This is a genomic window from Streptomyces sp. HUAS MS02 (assembly GCF_055702265.1).
In genome coordinates this window covers 3742582-3763255 of record NZ_CM146747.1, presented here as the reverse complement: position 1 = coordinate 3763255, position 20674 = coordinate 3742582, and the positions used below count along the sequence as shown (strand labels likewise).

Annotated in this window: 16 protein-coding genes; all 16 read left to right on the top strand. The window is 66.9% G+C overall.

The features are described from left to right. The first annotated feature begins 53 nt into the window (after positions 1–53). The 16 genes from nusG to ACZ9QC_RS15930 all read left to right on the top strand — a co-directional run bounded on the left by nusG (position 54) and on the right by ACZ9QC_RS15930 (position 20660). Positions 54–923, top strand: coding sequence for a transcription termination/antitermination protein NusG (gene nusG, locus ACZ9QC_RS16005; RefSeq protein WP_472920732.1), 870 nt, complete (start codon positions 54–56; stop codon positions 921–923). Between the two features lie 175 nt (positions 924–1098). Then, complete coding sequence (gene rplK, locus ACZ9QC_RS16000; RefSeq protein ID WP_033528316.1) at positions 1099–1533, top strand: 50S ribosomal protein L11; 435 nt, start codon at positions 1099–1101, stop codon at positions 1531–1533. Positions 1534–1632: 99 nt separating this feature from the next. Next, positions 1633–2358, top strand: a complete 726-nt coding sequence (gene rplA / locus ACZ9QC_RS15995) for a 50S ribosomal protein L1 (RefSeq protein WP_184904681.1) — start codon at positions 1633–1635, stop codon at positions 2356–2358. A 169-nt stretch (positions 2359–2527) separates the two neighbouring features. Further along, the gene (locus ACZ9QC_RS15990; RefSeq protein WP_472920731.1) at positions 2528–3397 is read left to right on the top strand and encodes an SCO4651 family lipoprotein; all 870 of its coding nucleotides are present in this window, start codon (positions 2528–2530) and stop codon (positions 3395–3397) included. Between the two features lie 81 nt (positions 3398–3478). Next, positions 3479–4414 (top strand): SCO4651 family lipoprotein, encoded by a 936-nt coding sequence (locus ACZ9QC_RS15985; RefSeq protein ID WP_472920730.1) that lies wholly within the window; start codon positions 3479–3481, stop codon positions 4412–4414. 295 nt (positions 4415–4709) lie between these two features. Then, entirely contained in the window at positions 4710–5240 is a 531-nt protein-coding gene (gene rplJ, locus ACZ9QC_RS15980; RefSeq protein ID WP_215448516.1) for a 50S ribosomal protein L10, read from the top strand. 114 nt (positions 5241–5354) lie between these two features. After that, complete coding sequence (gene rplL, locus ACZ9QC_RS15975) at positions 5355–5738, top strand: 50S ribosomal protein L7/L12 (RefSeq protein ID WP_472920729.1); 384 nt, start codon at positions 5355–5357, stop codon at positions 5736–5738. Positions 5739–6340: 602 nt separating this feature from the next. Continuing rightward, positions 6341–9826, top strand: coding sequence for a DNA-directed RNA polymerase subunit beta (rpoB, locus tag ACZ9QC_RS15970; RefSeq protein WP_472920728.1), 3486 nt, complete (start codon positions 6341–6343; stop codon positions 9824–9826). A 93-nt stretch (positions 9827–9919) separates the two neighbouring features. Continuing rightward, a complete protein-coding gene (locus ACZ9QC_RS15965; RefSeq protein WP_215448518.1) occupies positions 9920–13819 on the top strand; it encodes a DNA-directed RNA polymerase subunit beta' in 3900 nt (1299 codons plus the stop codon). Between the two features lie 301 nt (positions 13820–14120). Beyond that, on the top strand, positions 14121–14615 hold the full coding sequence (locus ACZ9QC_RS15960) for a DUF1707 and DUF4190 domain-containing protein (protein ID WP_472921704.1): 495 nt from the start codon (positions 14121–14123) through the stop codon (positions 14613–14615). A 299-nt stretch (positions 14616–14914) separates the two neighbouring features. Beyond that, the gene (gene rpsL, locus ACZ9QC_RS15955; protein ID WP_003948652.1) at positions 14915–15286 is read left to right on the top strand and encodes a 30S ribosomal protein S12; all 372 of its coding nucleotides are present in this window, start codon (positions 14915–14917) and stop codon (positions 15284–15286) included. A 2-nt stretch (positions 15287–15288) separates the two neighbouring features. Continuing rightward, positions 15289–15759 carry a 30S ribosomal protein S7 gene (gene rpsG / locus ACZ9QC_RS15950; protein WP_003992340.1) on the top strand — a complete coding sequence of 157 codons (471 nt, stop codon included), beginning with the start codon at positions 15289–15291 and terminating at the stop codon, positions 15757–15759. 39 nt (positions 15760–15798) lie between these two features. Further along, complete coding sequence (gene fusA, locus ACZ9QC_RS15945) at positions 15799–17925, top strand: elongation factor G (RefSeq protein WP_215448519.1); 2127 nt, start codon at positions 15799–15801, stop codon at positions 17923–17925. A gap of 182 nt (positions 17926–18107) precedes the next feature. After that, entirely contained in the window at positions 18108–19301 is a 1194-nt protein-coding gene (gene tuf / locus ACZ9QC_RS15940; protein WP_045559444.1) for an elongation factor Tu, read from the top strand. Between the two features lie 199 nt (positions 19302–19500). After that, positions 19501–20058 (top strand): RNA polymerase sigma factor, encoded by a 558-nt coding sequence (locus ACZ9QC_RS15935; protein WP_472921703.1) that lies wholly within the window; start codon positions 19501–19503, stop codon positions 20056–20058. Further along, positions 20055–20660: a hypothetical protein gene (locus tag ACZ9QC_RS15930; RefSeq protein WP_472920727.1), complete on the top strand. Its 606-nt coding sequence runs from the start codon at positions 20055–20057 to the stop codon at positions 20658–20660. The genes ACZ9QC_RS15935 and ACZ9QC_RS15930 overlap by 4 nt, the downstream gene beginning before the upstream one ends. Positions 20661–20674 lie beyond the last annotated feature (14 nt).

Here is a 20674-nt window from a genome sequence, read left to right as displayed (position 1 = left end):
CCTGGCGCCCCTTTCGCGTGTTCCACCCCCATGATCCAGGAAGAAGCAGCCACGTGTCTGACCCGAACCTGAAGGACGCCATGGAGCCTCGCGGTGAAGGTGCCGAGTCCGTGGACGACGAACTCGACATCGTCGAGGGCTCAGACTCCGAGGGCGACGTCGACGAGTTCGAGGCTGCCGAGGCCGAGGCGGGGGAGCCGGCCGAGGAAGAGGCGCTGCACGTCGAGGACGACTCCGACGACGCGGACGCCGACGAGGACGAGGACGAGGCGACCGAGGAGGTCGTCGAGGAGGAGACCGCGCCGGTCGACCCCGTCGAGGCCCTCCGCGAGGAACTGCGGACCCTGCCCGGCGAGTGGTACGTCATCCACACGTACGCCGGTTACGAGAACCGCGTGAAGACCAACCTCGAACAGCGTGCCGTCTCGCTGAACGTCGAGGACTTCATCTTCCAGGCCGAGGTGCCGCAGGAAGAGGTCGCGCAGATCAAGAACGGCGAGCGCAAGACGATCCGCCAGAACAAGCTCCCCGGATACGTTCTCGTCCGCATGGACCTGACGAACGAGTCCTGGGGCGTCGTCCGCAACACCCCCGGTGTCACCGGCTTCGTGGGCAACGCCTACGACCCGTACCCGCTGACCCTGGACGAGATCGTCAAGATGCTCGCGCCGGAGGCCGAGGAGAAGGCCGCCCGTGAGGCCGCCGAGGCCGAGGGCAAGCCGGCGCCCGCCCGCAAGGTCGAGGTCCAGGTGCTGGACTTCGAGGTCGGCGACTCGGTCACCGTCACGGACGGCCCGTTCGCCACGCTGCAGGCGACGATCAACGAGATCAACGCGGACTCGAAGAAGGTCAAGGGTCTCGTGGAGATCTTCGGCCGCGAGACTCCGGTCGAGCTGTCGTTCGACCAGATCCAGAAGAACTGAGTTCTCCGGAGCGACGCAACCCACGCTTCCGACCAGGTCAGGCGAGCTCTCCGCAGCTTGTCTGACCTGCTCGGTTTTTAGCCGCGCATCTGTACCCGCTATCGTTGTGCGGTATGCCTTCATCTGGCCGCGAACCGGATGAGGGCGCACTCGAATCGAAAGGACCCGGAGAGTAATGCCTCCCAAGAAGAAGAAGGTCACGGGGCTCATCAAGCTCCAGATCCAGGCCGGCGCGGCCAACCCGGCTCCGCCGGTCGGCCCCGCGCTCGGTCAGCACGGCGTCAACATCATGGAGTTCTGCAAGGCCTACAACGCCGCGACCGAGTCGCAGCGCGGGTGGGTCATCCCGGTGGAGATCACGGTCTACGAGGACCGCTCCTTCACCTTCGTCACCAAGACGCCCCCGGCCGCCAAGATGATCCTCAAGGCCGCGGGTATCGAGAAGGGCTCCGGCGAGCCGCACAAGACCAAGGTCGCCAAGATCACCGAGGCGCAGGTCCGCGAGATCGCCACGACGAAGATGCCCGACCTCAACGCCAACGACCTGGACGCCGCCGCGAAGATCATCGCCGGTACCGCGCGTTCCATGGGCGTCACGGTCGAGGGCTGAACCCCACCTTCGTAGAACCATGCGGCTCATGGAGCCGCACGTGGTAGGGCCTGCTCGGCCCGTACACCACGACTCCTTTCAGAACACACAGGAGCAGTTGTGAGCAAGCGCAGCAAGGCTCTCCGCGCTGCGGACGCCAAGGTCGACCGGGACAAGCTCTACGCCCCGCTCGAGGCCGTCCGTCTCGCCAAGGAGACCTCCACGTCCAAGTTCGACGGCACCGTCGAGGTCGCCTTCCGTCTGGGTGTCGACCCGCGCAAGGCCGATCAGATGGTTCGTGGCACCGTGAACCTCCCGCACGGCACCGGTAAGACCGCCCGGGTCCTGGTCTTCGCGACCGGTGACCGTGCCGAGGCCGCGACCGCCGCCGGCGCCGACATCGTCGGCTCCGACGAACTGATCGACGAGGTGGCGAAGGGCCGTCTGGACTTCGACGCCGTCGTCGCCACCCCGGACCTCATGGGCAAGGTCGGCCGCCTCGGCCGCGTGCTCGGTCCCCGTGGTCTCATGCCGAACCCCAAGACCGGCACCGTGACCCCGGACGTCGTGAAGGCCGTCAACGACATCAAGGGCGGCAAGATCGAGTTCCGCGTCGACAAGCACTCGAACCTGCACTTCATCATCGGCAAGACGTCGTTCGACGACACCAAGCTGGTGGAGAACTACGCCGCGGCGCTGGAGGAGATCCTCCGTCTGAAGCCGTCGGCCGCCAAGGGTCGCTACATCAAGAAGGCCGCGATCAGCACCACGATCGGCCCCGGCATTCCGGTCGACTCGAACCGCACCCGCAACCTCCTCGTCGAGGAGGACCCGGCCGCCGTCTGAGCCTGACGCTCACCGGCAGCCGCGTCGCGGACGCACAGCCCGAGGACGAGCCCCGCAACCTTTCGAGGTGCGGGGCTCGTCCCTTTCCTGCGTGCGGGTGGGCATACGCCCGCGCATGTGCTGCCCTGGTGTGCGGAGCACGATGAATCTCCCTGGGGGGTGGGGACGGATGACCAGGACGAGCACGCGTCGCCGTACGGCGGTGTCGTTCGCGGTGGTGGCCGCGCTGACGGGGGTGGTGGCCTGCGGCTCCCCGGACTCGGACGGGGACGGCCGGGACGATCCGTTCGCGGCGCTGAAGCTCGCGGACTCCTCCACCCGTGACGCCGACTCGTCGAGGATCGAGTCCACCGGCGACCTGGGCGAGCTGATGTCCATCGAGGCGGACGGCGAGGTCGACTGGGCCGACGGCCTCGACGGCACGATGACCATCACCTACACCGGCGGCCAGGCGGCCGACCAGATGCGCCGCCTGGGCATCACCTCGACCGAGGCCCGCTATCTGCCCGACGCCTACTACGCGGACATGGGCGACCTGTTCGCCGGCCGGTACGGCGGCAAGCGGTGGATCCGGTACGCGTACGAGGACATGGACGAGATGATCGGCGGGGCCTCCGGCGCCTATGTGCAGGAGCACTTCAAGAGCGTCACACCGAACCAGTCCGTACGGCTCCTGCTGGCCTCCGGCGACGTCGAGGAGGTCGGTGAGGAGGACGTCCGCGGAGAGCGGACCACGCACTACGCCGGAACCGTGGACGTCGCCGACCTCCAGGAGCGGAACGCGAACCTCGGCGAGGACATGCGGGCCCAGCTGGAGGAGCAGCTGAAGGCCGCCGGCATCACCACCGTCGACATCGACCTCTGGATCGACGAGGACAACCTGCTGGTCAAGAAGGTCGAGAAGGCCGAGACCGCGAACGGCACGGTGAACTCCACGGTCCACTACAGCGACTACGGCGTCGACGTCTCCACCGAGGAGCCACCGGCCGCCGAGACGGTCGACTACAAGGACCTGATGAGTCACCTGCCGACGAGCTGAATTCGCGGGACAGAGACGACCGGGCGGCGCTAGTGTCCCAGCCGTCCCACAGAGGTGGGGCGTGAGGGACCAGGGGGACACATGAGGTTTGCCGCGCGCGGCTCCGTACGCTCCGTACATGGCCGCAGGGCGGTCGGCGTCGCCGTCGTGGCCGCGCTGCTCGGCGGTGCCACCGCCTGCGGTACGGAGGCGCAGGCCGAGGCGAAGCCGAAGACACCCGCCGAGGCCGTGGCCCGGGCCGCCGAGCGGACCACGGACGTCGCGTCGCTGCGGTACCGGGTGAGGGGCACGCTGCCCGGGCACGGGAAGGTGCGGGCCGAGGCGTCCATGGGCGTGCGGCCGTCCGTACTGCGCATGGAAGTGACCGGGCTGGGGGCGAGCGAGGAGGGCTCCGTCGAGATCCGCTTCGTGGACGAGGCCATGTACACCGAGCTGGACGAGGCAACTCTCGGCGACGCCGGGCTCGTAGGGGTGGAGACCGCCGGCAGGCGCTGGCTGCGGGCGGCACCGGCCGCGTGGGGTGGCCTCAGCGTGGACAACCAGTCCTATCGGGTCCTGCCCCGGCAGCTGGAGGGCAGCCCGCTGGTGCAGTCCACGATCCTGAACGGCGCCGAGGACCTGCGGGAGGCCGGCACCGAGACGGTGGACGGCACCCGCACCACCCGCTACCGGGGCACGGTCACGGCCAAGGGGCTGAGGGCGGCCCAGGGGGCCGCCCAGGGCAAGAAGGCATGGGACCTCGCGACCAACAGCTTCGACCAGTTCAGGGCGCTGGGCCTGAAGGTCGGAAGCGCGCTCGACATGGAGCTCTGGGTCGACGGGGACGGCGGGACCAGACAGTTCCGGCTGCGCGGGGAGACCAGCACGCTGGACAAGAAGGGGCGCTGGGTCGACACCGGGCCCCTCGACATGACCGTCACCTTCCTGGCCGTCGACCCGTCCGTGTCCGTCGAGCCCCCGGCGGCCGACGACACCGTGGACCTCGACGAGGTGGTGGGCCGCCCCGGATCCGGCTGAGTCGCGGCCTCCCAGGGAGCGGATTTGCTTGACACGTCGTGTGTCATCTAACCTTCCGGAGAAGCCAAAGACCGCTGGTCGTTGCCGTGCGCTTGCAAGAGGGCGCGGTGGCCGAAGGATCCGCTGAACCGCGGACGACCCGCGCAGGTGACTGTGGAAGTTGCTCCTGGTCCGGTTCCGTGCCCGCACGGAATTCGTCCGGTCGAGCTACGCCCCGTGCGCCTGCGCCGGGGCGTTTCGTTCTGTTCAGCCCCTTCTGAGCGGTCCTCATCACCCGGAAGGAGGCCGACGCTCTATGGCAAGGCCCGACAAGGCTGCCGCGGTGGCCGAGCTCACGGAGCAGTTCCGTAGCTCGAACGCTGCCGTGCTGACCGAGTACCGGGGTCTCACCGTCGCGCAGCTGAAGAACCTGCGCCGTTCGCTCGGTGAAGACGCCCAGTACGCCGTGGTGAAGAACACGCTGACCAAGATCGCGGCCAACGAGGCCGGGATCTCGACGCTCGACGACCTGTTCAACGGTCCGACGGCGGTTGCCTTCATCACCGGTGACCCGGTGACGTCGGCGAAGGGTCTTCGTGACTTCGCCAAGGACAACCCGAACCTCGTCATCAAGGGCGGTGTCCTTGACGGCAAGGCGATGTCCGCCGACGAGATCAAGAAGCTTGCGGACCTCGAGTCCCGCGAGGTTCTGCTCTCCAAGCTGGCGGGTGCCTTCAAGGGCAAGCAGTCCCAGACTGCGCAGCTCTTCCAGGCGCTTCCCTCGAAGCTCGTCCGCACTGTGGACGCTCTTCGCGCCAAGCAGGACGAGCAGGGCGGTGCCGAGTAATTCGGCTCGCGCATTGATCCGCGTCGCCTGAGGCGCGGGTCGTAGCGGGCCGTAAGTACGCCCGCCGTTTCGATACATCCGGCACCTGCCGAATTAGTGGAAGGATCGCCCATCATGGCGAAGCTCAGCCAGGAAGACCTGCTCGCGCAGTTCGAGGAGATGACCCTCATCGAGCTCTCCGAGTTCGTGAAGGCGTTCGAGGAGAAGTTCGACGTCACCGCCGCCGCGGCCGTCGCCGTCGCCGGTCCGGCGCAGGGTGGCCCCGCCGCCCCGCAGGAGGAGGAGAAGGACGAGTTCGACGTCATCCTCACCGGTGCCGGCGACAAGAAGATCCAGGTCATCAAGGTCGTGCGTGAGCTGACCTCCCTGGGCCTCAAGGAGGCCAAGGACCTCGTGGACGGCGCCCCGAAGCCCGTTCTCGAGAAGGTCGCCAAGGACGCCGCCGAGAAGGCCGCCGAGTCCCTCAAGGGCGCCGGCGCCTCCGTCGAGGTCAAGTAAGGCCCACGGGTCCACTGCGGACCCGCTCGCGCCAGGCTCCGGGCTCGGGGCTGTAACGCGGACGTACCGAAGGGCGATCACCCATGTGGGTGGTCGCCTTTCGGCGTTCCGGGACGTCGAGTGACGGCTGCCTTGCACTGTCGGTGGCGGCGAGTATGGTGATCTTCGTCGTGCCTCCGAGCACCCCTGGTGACCGGCCGCGAGTGACGATCGCAGCATCTGGTTCGGGCATGGGGGGCCTTGACGAACTGCACGCAGCGCGCAATTCTCAGGACGCGTCGTCACACGGATCCGAACTCCGAGGCATGGATCGACGGCGAAGAGGGCAGTATCGATGTGCATCGAGGGCGTGGCTTGCCGCAGGTATTGAGGAACAACGAGGGTTTCCGAGGGTCCGTAAACCCGCACTGGACATCAGTGGGCCAACTGGCTACACTGACCCTTTGCGCTGCCTGTTAGCTGCCTCCTGCCCGTCACCAGGGGCATGCCCTCGCTCGAGCACCGACGATTGAACGTCCCTCACCTGGGGCTTTCCATCTCCGCGCCCGGTCGAGGGGGCCGGTACGCGCGTAGTGAGTCCGAGCCCTCGGAAGGACCCCCTCTTGGCCGCCTCGCGCAACGCCTCGACCGCGAATACGAACAACGGCGCCAGCACCGCCCCGCTGCGCATCTCCTTTGCAAAGATCAAGGAGCCCCTCGAGGTTCCCAACCTGCTCGCGCTGCAGACCGAGAGCTTTGACTGGCTGCTCGGGAACACCGCCTGGCAGAGTCGGGTCGAGGAGGCTCTCGAGAGCGGACAGGACGTCCCCACGAAGTCCGGTCTGGAGGAGATCTTCGAGGAGATCTCCCCGATCGAGGACTTCTCCGGGTCGATGTCGCTGACCTTCCGCGACCACCGCTTCGAGCCGCCGAAGAACAGCATCGACGAGTGCAAGGAGCGCGACTTCACGTACGCCGCCCCGCTCTTCGTCACGGCCGAGTTCACCAACAACGAGACCGGTGAGATCAAGTCCCAGACGGTCTTCATGGGCGACTTCCCGCTCATGACGAACAAGGGCACCTTCGTCATCAACGGCACCGAGCGTGTCGTCGTGTCGCAGCTGGTCCGTTCGCCGGGCGTCTACTTCGACTCCTCGATCGACAAGACGTCCGACAAGGACATCTTCTCCGCCAAGATCATCCCGTCCCGGGGTGCCTGGCTGGAGATGGAGATCGACAAGCGCGACATGGTCGGTGTCCGTATCGACCGCAAGCGCAAGCAGTCCGTGACCGTCCTCCTCAAGGCCCTCGGCTGGACCACCGAGCAGATCCTGGAGGAGTTCGGCGAGTACGAGTCCATGCGCGCCACCCTGGAGAAGGACCACACCCAGGGCCAGGACGACGCGCTGCTCGACATCTACCGCAAGCTGCGTCCGGGCGAGCCCCCCACGCGTGAGGCCGCGCAGACGCTCCTTGAGAACCTGTACTTCAACCCCAAGCGCTACGACCTCGCGAAGGTCGGCCGCTACAAGGTCAACAAGAAGCTGGGTGCGGAGGCTCCGCTCGACGCGGGCGTCCTGACCGTCGAGGACGTCATCTCGACGATCAAGTACCTGGTGAAGCTGCACGCGGGCGAGACCGAGACGGCCGCCGACAACGGCCAGACGATCGTCGTCGAGACCGACGACATCGACCACTTCGGCAACCGTCGTCTGCGTAGCGTCGGCGAGCTCATCCAGAATCAGGTCCGTACGGGTCTGGCGCGTATGGAGCGTGTCGTCCGCGAGCGCATGACGACCCAGGACGTCGAGGCGATCACGCCCCAGACCCTGATCAACATCCGGCCGGTCGTCGCCTCCATCAAGGAGTTCTTCGGCACCAGCCAGCTGTCGCAGTTCATGGACCAGAACAACCCGCTGTCGGGTCTGACGCACAAGCGTCGTCTCTCGGCGCTGGGTCCGGGTGGTCTGTCCCGTGAGCGGGCCGGCTTCGAGGTCCGTGACGTGCACCCGTCCCACTACGGACGCATGTGCCCGATCGAGACGCCCGAAGGCCCGAACATCGGTCTGATCGGTTCGCTCGCCTCCTACGGCCGCGTCAACGCGTTCGGTTTCGTGGAGACGCCGTACCGCAAGGTCGTCGACGGTCAGGTCACCGACGAGGTCGACTACCTGACGGCCGACGAGGAGGACCGCTTCGTCATCGCGCAGGCCAACGCCACGCTCAACGACGAACTGCGCTTCACCGAGAACCGCGTCCTGGTCCGCCGCCGTGGCGGCGAGGTCGACTACGTCGCCGGTGACGACGTGGACTACATGGACGTCTCGCCGCGCCAGATGGTGTCGGTCGCGACCGCCATGATCCCCTTCCTGGAGCACGACGACGCCAACCGTGCCCTCATGGGCGCGAACATGATGCGTCAGGCCGTGCCGCTCATCAAGAGCGAGTCCCCGCTCGTCGGCACCGGCATGGAGTACCGCTCCGCCGTCGACGCCGGCGACGTGGTCAAGGCCGAGAAGCCGGGTGTGGTCCAGGAGGTCTCCGCCGACTACATCACCACCGCCAACGACGACGGCACGTACATCACGTACCGCCTGGCCAAGTTCGCCCGCTCCAACCAGGGCACCTCGGTCAACCAGAAGGTCATCGTCAACGAGGGCGACCGGATCATCGAGGGCCAGGTCCTCGCCGACGGTCCGGCCACCCAGAACGGCGAGATGGCGCTCGGCAAGAACCTGCTCGTCGCGTTCATGCCGTGGGAGGGTCACAACTACGAGGACGCGATCATCCTGTCGCAGCGCCTCGTGCAGGACGACGTCCTCTCCTCGATCCACATCGAGGAGCACGAGGTCGACGCCCGTGACACCAAGCTCGGCCCCGAGGAGATCACCCGGGACATCCCGAACGTCTCCGAGGAGGTCCTCGCCGACCTCGACGAGCGCGGCATCATCCGGATCGGTGCCGAGGTCATCGCCGGTGACATCCTCGTCGGCAAGGTCACGCCCAAGGGTGAGACCGAGCTGACCCCCGAGGAGCGCCTGCTCCGCGCGATCTTCGGTGAGAAGGCCCGTGAGGTCCGTGACACCTCGCTGAAGGTGCCGCACGGCGAGACCGGCAAGGTCATCGGCGTCCGCGTCTTCGACCGCGAGGAGGGCGACGAGCTTCCCCCCGGTGTCAACCAGCTGGTGCGCGTGTACGTGGCGCAGAAGCGCAAGATCACCGATGGTGACAAGCTCGCCGGCCGGCACGGCAACAAGGGTGTCATCTCCAAGATCCTGCCGATCGAGGACATGCCGTTCCTGGAGGACGGCACCCCGGTCGACATCATCCTCAACCCGCTGGGTGTCCCGTCCCGAATGAACCCGGGACAGGTCCTGGAGATCCACCTCGGCTGGCTCGCCAGCCGCGGCTGGGACGTCTCCGGTCTCGCCGAGGACTGGGCGCAGCGCCTCCAGGCGATCGGCGCCGACTCCGTCGCCCCCGGCACCAACGTCGCGACCCCGGTCTTCGACGGTGCCCGCGAGGACGAGCTGGCGGGTCTGCTCCAGCACACCATCCCGAACCGCGACGGCGAGCGCATGGTGCAGCCGACCGGTAAGGCGAGGCTGTTCGACGGCCGCTCCGGTGAGCCGTTCCCGGACCCGATCTCGATCGGGTACATGTACATCCTCAAGCTGCACCACCTGGTCGACGACAAGCTGCACGCCCGCTCGACCGGTCCGTACTCGATGATCACCCAGCAGCCGCTGGGTGGTAAGGCCCAGTTCGGTGGCCAGCGCTTCGGTGAGATGGAGGTGTGGGCGCTGGAGGCTTACGGCGCCGCGTACGCCCTCCAGGAGCTGCTGACCATCAAGTCCGACGACGTCACCGGCCGCGTGAAGGTCTACGAGGCCATCGTCAAGGGCGAGAACATCCCCGAGCCCGGCATCCCCGAGTCCTTCAAGGTGCTCATCAAGGAGATGCAGTCCCTGTGCCTCAACGTGGAGGTGCTGTCCTCGGACGGCATGTCCATCGAGATGCGCGACACCGACGAGGACGTCTTCCGCGCTGCGGAGGAGCTCGGCATCGACCTGTCCCGGCGCGAGCCGAGCAGCGTCGAAGAGGTCTGACGGGAGTTCGGCCGGGCTCGTGAAGAGCCCGGCCGGCCCCAGGACCCCCGTATCAGACCAAAGACTTACAACCCTGAGAGGGATTGACGCATAGTGCTCGACGTCAACTTCTTCGACGAGCTCCGGATCGGTCTGGCCACCGCTGACGACATCCGTCAGTGGAGCCACGGCGAGGTCAAGAAGCCCGAGACGATCAACTACCGCACCCTGAAGCCCGAAAAGGACGGACTCTTCTGCGAGAAGATCTTCGGTCCGACCCGGGACTGGGAGTGCTACTGCGGCAAGTACAAGCGTGTCCGCTTCAAGGGCATCATCTGTGAGCGCTGTGGCGTCGAGGTCACGCGCGCCAAGGTGCGCCGTGAGCGGATGGGCCACATCGAGCTGGCCGCTCCCGTCACCCACATCTGGTACTTCAAGGGCGTTCCGTCGCGGCTGGGCTACCTGCTCGACCTCGCCCCGAAGGACCTGGAGAAGGTCATCTACTTCGCGGCGTACATGATCACGTACGTCGACGAGGAGCGCCGTACGCGCGACCTGCCCTCCCTGGAGGCGCACGTCTCCGTCGAGCGGCAGCAGATCGAGAACCGCCGGGACGCCGACCTGGAGGCCCGCGCCAAGAAGCTCGAGACCGACCTGGCCGAGCTGGAGGCCGAGGGCGCCAAGGCCGACGTGCGCCGCAAGGTGCGCGAGGGCGCCGAGCGTGAGATGAAGCAGCTGCGCGACCGTTCGCAGCGCGAGATCGACCGTCTCGACGAGGTGTGGACCCGGTTCAAGAACCTCAAGGTCCAGGACCTGGAGGGCGACGAGCTCCTCTACCGCGAGCTGCGTGACCGCTTCGGCACGTACTTCGACGGTTCGATGGGTGCCGCGGCGCTGCAGAAGCGCCTGGAGTCCTTCGACCTCGACGAGGAGGCCGAGCGCCTCCGCGAGATCATCCGTACCGGCAAGGGCCAGAAGAAGACCCGTGCGCTCAAGCGCCTCAAGGTCGTCTCCGCGTTCCTGCAGACCAGCAACAGCCCCAAGGGCATGGTGCTCGACTGCGTGCCGGTCATCCCGCCGGACCTGCGTCCGATGGTGCAGCTGGACGGTGGCCGCTTCGCGACCTCCGACCTGAACGACCTGTACCGCCGTGTGATCAACCGGAACAACCGTCTGAAGCGGCTTCTCGACCTCGGCGCGCCCGAGATCATCGTCAACAACGAGAAGCGCATGCTCCAGGAGGCCGTCGACGCCCTCTTCGACAACGGTCGTCGTGGTCGCCCGGTCACCGGTCCCGGTAACCGCCCGCTGAAGTCCCTCAGCGACATGCTGAAGGGCAAGCAGGGTCGATTCCGTCAGAACCTGCTCGGTAAGCGTGTGGACTACTCCGCGCGTTCCGTGATCGTCGTCGGTCCGCAGCTGAAGCTGCACCAGTGCGGTCTGCCGAAGGCGATGGCGCTGGAGCTCTTCAAGCCGTTCGTGATGAAGCGGCTCGTGGACCTCAACCACGCGCAGAACATCAAGAGCGCCAAGCGCATGGTGGAGCGCGGCCGCACCGTCGTGTACGACGTCCTCGAAGAGGTCATCGCCGAGCACCCGGTGCTGCTGAACCGTGCTCCCACCCTGCACCGCCTCGGCATCCAGGCCTTCGAGCCGCAGCTGGTCGAGGGCAAGGCCATCCAGATCCACCCGCTCGTCTGCACCGCGTTCAACGCGGACTTCGACGGTGACCAGATGGCCGTCCACCTGCCGCTCTCCGCGGAGGCGCAGGCCGAGGCCCGCATCCTGATGCTGTCCTCGAACAACATCCTCAAGCCCGCCGACGGCCGTCCGGTGACGATGCCGACCCAGGACATGGTCCTCGGTCTGTTCTTCCTCACCACCGACGGCGAACTCCGTGACACCAAGGGCGAGGGGCGTTCGTTCGCCTCCACGGCCGAGGCGATCATGGCGTTCGACGCCGACGAGCTCGCGCTGCAGTCCGCGATCGACATCCGCTTCCCGGTGGGCACCATCCCGCCGCGCGGGTGGACCCCGCCGGCGCGCGAGGAGGGTGAGCCGGAGTGGCAGCAGGGTGACAGCTTCCGGCTGAAGACCACGCTCGGCCGGGCGCTCTTCAACGAGCTGCTGCCCGAGGACTACCCGTTCGTCGACTACTCGGTGGGCAAGAAGCAGCTCTCCGAGATCGTCAACGACCTCGCCGAGCGCTACCCCAAGGTCATCGTGGCGGCGACGCTCGACAACCTGAAGGCGGCCGGCTTCTACTGGGCGACCCGTTCCGGTGTCACCGTGGCCATCTCCGACGTCGTCGTTCCCGAGGCGAAGAAGGAGATCGTCCGCGGGTACGAGGCGCAGGACGAGAAGGTCCAGAAGCAGTACGAGCGCGGTCTGATCACCAAGGAAGAGCGCACGCAGGAGCTCATCGCGATCTGGACCAAGGCGACCAACGAGGTCGCCGAGGCGATGAACGCGAACTTCCCCAAGACCAACCCCATCTTCATGATGGTCGACTCGGGTGCCCGAGGAAACATGATGCAGATGCGGCAGATCGCGGGTATGCGCGGTCTGGTGTCGAACGCGAAGAACGAGACCATCCCGCGTCCCATCAAGGCCTCGTTCCGTGAGGGCCTGTCCGTGCTGGAGTACTTCATCTCCACGCACGGTGCCCGTAAGGGTCTGGCGGACACCGCCCTGCGTACCGCCGACTCGGGTTACCTGACCCGTCGTCTGGTGGACGTCTCGCAGGACGTCATCATCCGCGAGGAGGACTGCGGCACCGAGCGCGGTCTGAAGCTGCGGATCGCCTCGAAGGACGAGACCGGGGTCCTGCGCAAGGCCGAGGACGTCGAGACCAGCGTCTACGCCCGCATGCTCGCCGAGGACGTCGTCATCGACGGCAAGGTGATCGCGCCGGCCAACGTGGACCTGGGCGACGTGCTCATCGACCAGCTCGTGCACCACGGTGTCGAGGAGGTCAAGACCCGCTCGATCCTGACCTGTGAGTCCAAGGTCGGCACGTGTGCCATGTGCTACGGCCGCTCCCTGGCCACCGGCAAGCTGGTCGACATCGGTGAGGCGGTCGGCATCATCGCCGCCCAGTCCATCGGTGAGCCCGGTACCCAGCTGACGATGCGTACCTTCCACACCGGTGGTGTGGCCGGTGACGACATCACGCAGGGTCTGCCGCGTGTCGTCGAGCTCTTCGAGGCCCGTACGCCCAAGGGTGTCGCGCCGATCTCCGAGGCGGCCGGTCGCGTCCGCATCGAGGAGACGGAGAAGACCAAGAAGATCGTCATCACGCCGGACGACGGCAGCGACGAGACGGCGTTCCCGATCTCGAAGCGCGCCCGTCTGCTGGTGAGCGAGGGCGAGCACGTCGAGGTGGGCCAGAAGCTCACCGTGGGTGCCACCAACCCGCACGACGTGCTGCGCATCCTGGGTCAGCGTGCCGTCCAGGTCCACCTGGTCGGCGAGGTCCAGAAGGTCTACAACTCGCAGGGTGTGTCGATCCACGACAAGCACATCGAGATCATCATCCGGCAGATGCTCCGCCGTGTGACGATCATCGAGTCCGGCGACGCCGAGCTGCTGCCCGGTGAGCTGGTCGAGCGCTCGAAGTTCGAGACCGAGAACCGTCGTGTGGTCCAGGAGGGCGGTCACCCGGCCTCCGGTCGTCCGCAGCTGATGGGTATCACCAAGGCCTCGCTGGCGACGGAATCCTGGCTGTCGGCCGCCTCCTTCCAGGAGACGACCCGAGTCCTGACGGACGCGGCGATCAACGCCAAGTCCGACAGCCTCATCGGCCTCAAGGAGAACGTCATCATCGGTAAGCTCATCCCGGCCGGTACGGGTCTGTCCCGCTACCGCAACATCCGGGTGGAGCCGACCGAGGAGGCCAAGGCCGCGATGTACTCGGCCGTCGGCTACGACGACATCGACTACTCGCCGTTCGGCACGGGCTCCGGCCAGGCCGTCCCGCTGGAGGACTACGACTACGGTCCGTACAACCAGTAGGCGAGCGATCGCAGCCGCTTGAGTTGAGGGGCGGTCACCTTCGGGTGGCCGCCCTTCGGCGTCTCGTCACTGGCGTGTGTCGGGGTGGCGTACGGGCGCCCAGGGTGGCGTACGGGCGTGCAGGGCGGGCGTACGGGTGTGCGATGTGGCAGAACCGGGACAGAAACGGTGCGGGGGAACCGGTGCCGGGGGGCGTGCGTTGTCGCATCATGGGGGGACAACCAGTCCGGGGGAGTTTCTCGTGTCGAATCCGTCGTGGCAGCCGATGCCGTGGCAGCAGGCGCAGGGCAGTGGTCCCTCCATGCTCGCCGCACATGCCGACCGTGAGCGTGCCGTCGATGTGTTGAAGGCCGGCTTCAGCGAGGGCCGCCTCCCGCAGGACGAGTACGAGAGGCGCGTCGAGAGGGCCTACCAGGCGCGTACGGTGGGGGAGCTGACCCTCCTGGTCGCCGACCTGCCCCAGGGGCCCACAGCGGCGCAGCCGAGCGTCATGGCGCCCATGCAGCCCATGGTCCCGAGAACGTTCATGCCGGCCCCCGTGCTGCCGCCGCCCACCAACGGCAAGGCCGTGGGCGCGATGGTCTGCGGTGTGCTCACGACCATGTCGCTGGGGCTCACCGGCATCCCGGCGGTCATCCTGGGCCACACCGCCCGTGCCGAGATGAAGCGCACCGGCGAGGGCGGTGAGGGCTTCGCCCTGGCCGGTCTGATCCTCGGCTGGCTCTCCGTGGCGGGCTGGGCCTTCTTCCTGCTGCTCCTGATGATCGCGGGAGTGTCGTCGAGCAGCGGAACCTGAGCTCCGGCGGGCCGGTGGCGCGGACGTGTCGGTGCGGAGACGTTCGTCGTTAAACCACCGCCCGCCCATTTGTTTTGACCATAGCGAATGAGGTAGGTACGCTCAGACCTTGTGCCTGGGGTGTGCCCTGGCTCTCGTGCGTGCCTTCAACCGCACAGGGGGAGCCGTAAGCGGCCGCCGTACTCTGCGCCCTTTCTGCCTCGCGGCGGGAGTTGAGCAGTTTCGACACACCCGACCGCGTGGGTCGGCGAATGTTCCGGGTTAGCTTCACCATTCGGCACACAGAAACCGGAGAAGTAGTGCCTACGATCCAGCAGCTGGTCCGTAAGGGCCGGCAGGACAAGGTCGAGAAGAACAAGACGCCCGCACTCGAGGGTTCGCCCCAGCGTCGCGGCGTCTGCACGCGTGTGTTCACGACCACCCCGAAGAAGCCGAACTCGGCCCTGCGTAAGGTCGCGCGTGTGCGTCTGACCAGCGGGATCGAGGTCACCGCTTACATTCCGGGTGAGGGACACAACCTGCAGGAGCACTCCATCGTGCTCGTGCGTGGTGGCCGTGTGAAGGACCTGCCGGGTGTTCGCTACAAGATCATCCGCGGTTCCCTGGACACCCAGGGTGTCAAGAACCGCAAGCAGGCCCGCAGCCGCTACGGCGCCAAGAAGGAGAAGTAAGAATGCCTCGTAAGGGCCCCGCCCCGAAGCGCCCGGTCATCATCGACCCGGTCTACGGTTCTCCTCTGGTCACCTCGCTCATCAACAAGGTGCTGCTGAACGGCAAGCGCTCCACCGCCGAGCGCATCGTCTACGGCGCCATGGAGGGCCTGCGTGAGAAGACGGGCAACGACCCGATCATCACGCTGAAGCGCGCTCTGGAGAACATCAAGCCGACCCTCGAGGTCAAGTCCCGCCGTGTCGGTGGTGCGACGTACCAGGTTCCGATCGAGGTCAAGCCCGGTCGTGCCAACACGCTCGCGCTGCGCTGGCTGGTCGGTTACTCCCGCGCCCGTCGCGAGAAGACCATGACCGAGCGTCTGCTCAACGAGCTTCTCGACGCCTCCAACGGCCTGGGTGCCGCTGTGAAGAAGCGCGAGGACACGCACAAGATGGCCGAGTCCAACAAGGCCTTCGCGCACTACCGCTGGTAGTCGCAGACCCCATCGAGACCGAGAGAAGACTGAAGCCTTATGGCTACCACTTCGCTTGACCTGGCCAGGGTCCGCAACATCGGGATCATGGCCCACATCGACGCGGGCAAGACGACCACCACCGAGCGGATCCTGTTCTACACCGGCGTTTCGTACAAGATCGGTGAGGTCCACGACGGCGCCGCCACCATGGACTGGATGGAGCAGGAGCAGGAGCGTGGCATCACGATCACCTCTGCTGCCACCACCTGTCACTGGCCGCTCGAGGGCGTCGACCACACCATCAACATCATCGACACCCCGGGTCACGTCGACTTCACCGTAGAGGTGGAGCGTTCGCTCCGCGTCCTCGACGGTGCCGTGACGGTGTTCGACGGCGTTGCCGGCGTGGAGCCGCAGTCGGAGACGGTGTGGCGTCAGGCCGACCGTTACGGCGTGCCCCGCATCTGCTTCGTCAACAAGCTGGACCGTACCGGCGCCGAGTTCCACCGCTGCGTGGACATGATCTCGGACCGTCTGGGCGCCCAGCCGCTCGTCATGCAGCTCCCGATCGGCGCCGAGGCCGACTTCAAGGGCGTCGTCGACCTCGTGACGATGAAGGCCCTGGTCTGGTCCGCCGAGGCCGCCAAGGGTGAGATGTACGACGTCGTCGACATCCCGGCCACGCACACCGAGGCTGCCGAGGAGTACCGCGGCAAGCTCGTCGAGGCCGTCGCCGAGAACGACGAAGAGATCATGGAGCTGTACCTGGAGGGCGAGGAGCCCACCGAGGAGCAGCTGTACGCCGCGATCCGTCGCATCACCATCGCGTCCGGCAAGTCCAACGACACCACGGTCACCCCGGTGTTCTGTGGCACCGCGTTCAAGAACAAGGGCGTCCAGCCCCTGCTCGACGCGGTCGTGCGCTACCTCCCCACGCCGCTCGACGTCGAGGCCATCGAGGGCCACGCCGTGAACGACCCGGAGGAGGTCGTCAAGCGCAAGCCGTCCGACGACGAGCCGCTGTCCGCGCTGGCGTTCAAGATCATGAGCGACCCGCACCTCGGCAAGCTCACCTTCGTCCGGGTCTACTCGGGCCGCCTGGAGTCCGGCACCGCCGTGCTGAACTCCGTCAAGGGCAAGAAGGAGCGCATCGGCAAGATCTACCGCATGCACGCGAACAAGCGTGAGGAGATCGAGTCGGTGGGCGCCGGCGACATCATCGCCGTCATGGGTCTGAAGCAGACCACGACCGGTGAGACGCTGTGCGACGACAAGCAGCCGGTGATCCTGGAGTCCATGGACTTCCCGGCGCCGGTCATCCAGGTCGCCATCGAGCCCAAGTCCAAGGGTGACCAGGAGAAGCTGGGTGTCGCCATCCAGCGTCTCGCGGAGGAGGACCCCTCCTTCCAGGTCCACTCGGACGAGGAGACCGGCCAGACCATCATCGGTGGTATGGGCGAGCTGCACCTCGAGGTGCTGGTCGACCGTATGCGCCGTGAGTTCAAGGTCGAGGCCAACGTCGGCAAGCCGCAGGTCGCCTACCGCGAGACGATCCGCAAGGCCGTCGAGCGCGTCGACTACACGCACAAGAAGCAGACCGGTGGTACCGGTCAGTTCGCCAAGGTGCAGATCGCGATCGAGCCGATCGAGGGCGGCGACGCCTCGTACGAGTTCGTGAACAAGGTGACCGGTGGCCGCATCCCGAAGGAGTACATCCCTTCGGTGGACGCCGGTGCGCAGGAGGCCATGCAGTTCGGCATCCTCGCGGGCTACGAGATGACGGGCGTCCGCGTCACGCTCATCGACGGTGGCTACCACGAGGTCGACTCCTCCGAGCTCGCGTTCAAGATCGCCGGTTCGCAGGCCTTCAAGGAGGCCGCGCGCAAGGCGTCCCCCGTGCTCCTTGAGCCGATGATGGCCGTCGAGGTCACCACGCCCGAGGACTACATGGGTGAGGTCATCGGCGACATCAACTCCCGCCGTGGTCAGATCCAGGCCATGGAGGAGCGGGCCGGTGCCCGCGTCGTGAAGGGCCTCGTGCCCCTCTCGGAGATGTTCGGCTACGTCGGAGACCTCCGCAGCAAGACCTCGGGTCGCGCAAGCTACTCGATGCAGTTCGACTCCTACGCCGAGGTTCCGCGGAACGTCGCCGAGGAGATCATCGCGAAGGCCAAGGGCGAGTAACGCACGGCGTTGGACCACCGCGTTCAACGCACCGCGTGCACACGCTTTAGGCTTGACTCCGGAGCCTCGTGGGGCAAACGGCCACAAACACGGTTGTTTGCCCCGGGACCCGGACTTTCCAGCAAAGATCACCTGGCGCCGATGAAGCAAGGCGTTCAGAACCACTCCACAGGAGGACCCCAGTGGCGAAGGCGAAGTTCGAGCGGACTAAGCCGCACGTCAACATCGGCACCATCGGTCACATCGACCACGGTAAGACGACCCTCACGGCCGCCATTACCAAGGTGCTGCACGACGCGTTCCCGGACCTGAACGAGGCCTCGGCGTTCGACCAGATCGACAAGGCTCCCGAGGAGCGCCAGCGCGGTATCACCATCTCCATCGCGCACGTCGAGTACCAGACGGAGACCCGTCACTACGCCCACGTCGACTGCCCCGGTCACGCGGACTACATCAAGAACATGATCACGGGTGCGGCGCAGATGGACGGCGCCATCCTCGTTGTCGCCGCCACCGACGGCCCGATGCCGCAGACCAAGGAGCACGTGCTCCTGGCCCGCCAGGTCGGCGTTCCGTACATCGTCGTCGCCCTGAACAAGGCCGACATGGTGGACGACGAGGAGATCCTGGAGCTCGTCGAGCTCGAGGTCCGTGAGCTGCTCTCCGAGTACGAGTTCCCGGGCGACGACGTTCCGGTCGTCAAGGTCTCCGCGCTCAAGGCGCTCGAGGGCGACAAGGAGTGGGGCCAGTCGGTCCTGGACCTGATGGCCGCCGTCGACACCGCGATCCCGGAGCCGGAGCGCGACGTCGACAAGCCGTTCCTGATGCCGATCGAGGACGTCTTCACGATCACCGGTCGTGGCACCGTCGTCACCGGTCGTATCGAGCGTGGTGTCCTCAAGGTCAACGAGACCGTCGACATCATCGGTATCAAGACCGAGAAGACCACCACCACGGTCACCGGCATCGAGATGTTCCGCAAGCTGCTCGACGAGGGCCAGGCCGGTGAGAACGTCGGTCTGCTCCTCCGTGGCATCAAGCGCGAGGACGTCGAGCGCGGCCAGGTCATCATCAAGCCCGGTTCGGTCACCCCGCACACCGAGTTCGAGGCCCAGGCCTACATCCTGTCCAAGGACGAGGGTGGCCGCCACACGCCGTTCTTCAACAACTACCGTCCGCAGTTCTACTTCCGTACGACGGACGTGACGGGCGTTGTGACCCTCCCCGAGGGCACCGAGATGGTGATGCCGGGTGACAACACCGAGATGAAGGTGGAGCTCATCCAGCCCATCGCCATGGAAGAGGGCCTGAAGTTCGCCATCCGTGAGGGTGGCCGGACCGTGGGCGCCGGCCAGGTCATCAAGATCACGAAGTGATCTTGTCGGTCTGACCTGGTAGCTCCAGCACCAAGCTGAGCTCCTGAAGGGGCCCGTACGACTTCGGTCGTACGGGCCCTTTCGCTTGCCCGTAACGCTTTTGGCCCGGCGGACCAAGTACGGGTGACAGCATGACCGATGACGAGAGGTGCACACCTTGGCACCGCACACGAGAAGCAGGGGCGGTCCGCCGGGAGAGATGTACGACCCGGCCGCGTTCGAGATCTTCTACCGCCGCCACGTCGACGCCGTCACGCGCTTCATGGCCCGGCGGGTCACCGATCCGCACACCGTCGCCGACCTCACCGCCGAGACCTTCCTCGCGGTGATCGACTCCGCCCGCGCCTACCGGCCCGACCTCGGCAGCGAGACGGCCTGGCTGTACGGCATCGCGCGCAACGTGGTGGCGGCGGAGGCGCGCCGCAGCGCGCGGCAGAGCGCACTCGGCAGCAGGGTCGCCGGGCGACGGCTGCTGGAGGCCGACGACATCGGCCGGCTGGAGGAGAAGCTCGACGCGGAGGAGGCCGGGCGCCGGGCGCTGGCCGCCCTGGAGGGGCTGAACGACGGGGAACGGGCGGTGATCGAGCTGGTCGCCGTCGACGAGCTGAGCGTCACCGAGGCGGCCATGGCGCTGGGGATACGCAAGGTCACGGCGCGCGTACGGCTGCACCGGGCGCGCAGGGCGCTGCGGTCGGCCGCGACGGGCGGGGACAGCGGGCAGGCGGCAGCACTCACGTACGCGGGGGGAGAGGCATGAGCACGGACGGGACGAGGACGGCGGAGAACGCGAAGACTTTCGAGGACCGGCTGCTGGAGGAGCTCCAGCGGGAGATCGCGCTGCGGGCGGAGAACCCGGTGCCGCAGCCGGTGATCCGCCGCCGGATCACCGCGCGGCGGGCGCTCGTCGCCCTCGCGGCGTGCGTCGTGGCGGCGGGGGCGACTGTGGTCGCGCTTCCCGCGTCGACCGGGGGAGCGCAGGCGTACGCGATCGAGCAGCATGCGGACGGCAGTGTCACGGTCAGCGTCGAGGACATCGAGAAGTGGGAGTTCCAGGGAGAACTCGCCGAACGACTGCGCGAGTTGGGCATCTTCGTCAGCGTCGACAAGCCCAGGAGCGGCTATGTCTGCGCGCAGCCGCGCGGTGAGTCGCCACCTCCTGGGGTGGTCGTCCGCGCGGACGAAGTCTGGAAGTACACGCTGCGTCCCGGTGACACCATCGCCTTTGAGGAGCCCGAGCCGGTGAAGGGCGGTATCAGCCCCGCCGGAAGCATGTACGCGGTCAAGGGTCGGATCAAGCCGTGCAAGGAAGTGCCCTGGGAGGGGCCCGAGGTGTTCGAGAAGTCCCTGAAGTCGAAGTAGGCCGAGCGGGCCCG

What these genes read in the sequence shown, in the direction of transcription:
- rplL (WP_472920729.1), top strand. Translation starts at nt 5,355, where the DNA reads ATGGCGAAGCTCAGCCAGGAAGACCTGCTCGCGCAGTTCGAGGAGATG.
- fusA (WP_215448519.1), top strand. Translation starts at nt 15,799, where the DNA reads ATGGCTACCACTTCGCTTGACCTGGCCAGGGTCCGCAACATCGGGATC.
- rpsG (WP_003992340.1), top strand. Translation starts at nt 15,289, where the DNA reads ATGCCTCGTAAGGGCCCCGCCCCGAAGCGCCCGGTCATCATCGACCCG.
- rplK (WP_033528316.1), top strand. Translation starts at nt 1,099, where the DNA reads ATGCCTCCCAAGAAGAAGAAGGTCACGGGGCTCATCAAGCTCCAGATC.
- rplJ (WP_215448516.1), top strand. Translation starts at nt 4,710, where the DNA reads ATGGCAAGGCCCGACAAGGCTGCCGCGGTGGCCGAGCTCACGGAGCAG.
- ACZ9QC_RS15930 (WP_472920727.1), top strand. Translation starts at nt 20,055, where the DNA reads ATGAGCACGGACGGGACGAGGACGGCGGAGAACGCGAAGACTTTCGAG.
- ACZ9QC_RS15960 (WP_472921704.1), top strand. Translation starts at nt 14,121, where the DNA reads ATGCTCGCCGCACATGCCGACCGTGAGCGTGCCGTCGATGTGTTGAAG.
- ACZ9QC_RS15985 (WP_472920730.1), top strand. Translation starts at nt 3,479, where the DNA reads ATGAGGTTTGCCGCGCGCGGCTCCGTACGCTCCGTACATGGCCGCAGG.
- ACZ9QC_RS15990 (WP_472920731.1), top strand. Translation starts at nt 2,528, where the DNA reads ATGACCAGGACGAGCACGCGTCGCCGTACGGCGGTGTCGTTCGCGGTG.
- ACZ9QC_RS15935 (WP_472921703.1), top strand. Translation starts at nt 19,501, where the DNA reads ATGTACGACCCGGCCGCGTTCGAGATCTTCTACCGCCGCCACGTCGAC.